Source organism: Bowmanella yangjiangensis, from assembly GCF_017255015.1.
Taxonomy (GTDB): Bacteria; Pseudomonadota; Gammaproteobacteria; order Enterobacterales; family Alteromonadaceae; genus Bowmanella; species Bowmanella yangjiangensis.
In genome coordinates, this window is record NZ_JAFKCS010000371.1 from 1 (window position 1) to 785 (window position 785).

Genomic DNA, 785 nt, shown 5'->3' on the forward strand with positions numbered 1-785 from the left:
TGACCTGGACAAGGCGGCGCGCGAATCCCTCGATTACCAGATTCTGCGCCGTACCCTGGGCATCGAGGACAAACAGAAGCCCGGCGAGATCGCCCGCGAGCTGAACGACACCGTCGAGCCGCCGGCGGTATCCGCCAGCGCCGCCTCCGTCAGCCAGGCGGTAGTCGACCAGCGCTCGCTGGAACTCGACGTCACGCTCGAACAGACGCCTCAGCAGGTCGATCCCCTGGTGCTGGACCTGGCCGGCAACGGCTTCTCCACCAGTGGCCTGCTCCGCCCGACACGCTTCGACCTGGATGCCGATGGCCGCACGGACTCGGTCAGCATGCCCAGCGGCGACGATGCGCTGCTGGCGCTGGATCGCAACGGCAATGGCCGCATCGACGACGGCCGCGAACTGTTCGGCGACCAGCATGGCGCCGCCAACGGTTTCGCCGAGCTGGCGCGCTTCGACGACAACGGCGATGGCCGTATCGACGCGGCCGATGCCGTGTTCGACCAGTTGCGCCTGCTGCGCTTCGACGCCCAGGGCCGCCAGCACCTGCAGACACTCGACGAGGCTGGTGTCAGCGCCATCGACCTGCAGGCGCGCGACGTCAGCATCGCCCTGGGTGCCTACGACCAGATCGCCCAGCTGGGACGGTTCGAGTTCAGCGACGGACGCAACGGGCAGGCGGCCGACCTGCTGCTGGCCAAGCGCTAGCGGTGTAAACCCTGCCCTGCAGCAGCCAGACGCGACGCCCTAGCGGCACATCCGCCACATGCCCATGTCCAGGTGGAAGTGG

1 pseudogene is annotated in these 785 nt (G+C 68.3%); it reads left to right on the plus strand.

Features of this window, described 5'->3' with window-relative positions:
* Nucleotides 1-703, plus strand: a pseudogene (locus tag J0A65_RS24620) (hypothetical protein); the annotation flags it as partial.
* Between the last annotated feature and the right edge of the window lie 82 nt (nucleotides 704-785).